Raw genomic sequence first — 556 nt, forward strand, 5'->3', positions numbered from 1 at the left:
GCATCATCACGCAAAGAACGATCATTTACCTCCAGAACTTCACATACAGTCTGTGGTATAGGAATTTCTTTCCAGGTCGAACCATCATATCCGCGTACATTATAATAGGCATCATTCAGATAGTCCAGATGTGCTGTATAAACTGCGACCTCCTTTCCACCAAATGAAGTTACCATCTTATAGACAGAACCATGATCATCTTTAAGCGGAAAAACTGTAACCGAATCAGTAATCGGATAACGGCTCAGCAAACCTGAATCATCACTGTAAAAAGAATAATAGGTCTGACCATGCTCTTTAAGCGAAGCAACAATACGGTCACAAAAACGAGTCTGATGGTAATTGCGTACCTCACTGAAGGTTACAAAATCCGGTTTCAGACGAACGATTTCATCCACAATGGCTTCATATCCCCCCGGAACAACGGTTCCCTCTTGCCAAATGTTCCACTGCAATACGGTGAAGCGATCATACGACCGCGCCTGTACGAAAACAAATGCCATCGTCACCAACAGGCTGAACAAGAATCTTTTCATAGTTGATAGTTTTAAAATAT

1 protein-coding gene is annotated in these 556 nt (G+C 41.9%); it reads right to left on the reverse strand.

Annotation, left to right across the window (positions count from 1 at the left end; translation table 11 throughout):
• The coding region (locus BACCOPRO_RS16895) for an endonuclease/exonuclease/phosphatase family protein (protein WP_169306521.1) at positions 1-503 on the reverse strand (503 nt) is incomplete at its 3' end.
• Positions 504-556: the final 53 nt, after the last annotated feature.

Source organism: Phocaeicola coprophilus DSM 18228 = JCM 13818, from assembly GCF_000157915.1.
GTDB classification, from domain to species: domain Bacteria; phylum Bacteroidota; class Bacteroidia; order Bacteroidales; family Bacteroidaceae; genus Phocaeicola; species Phocaeicola coprophilus.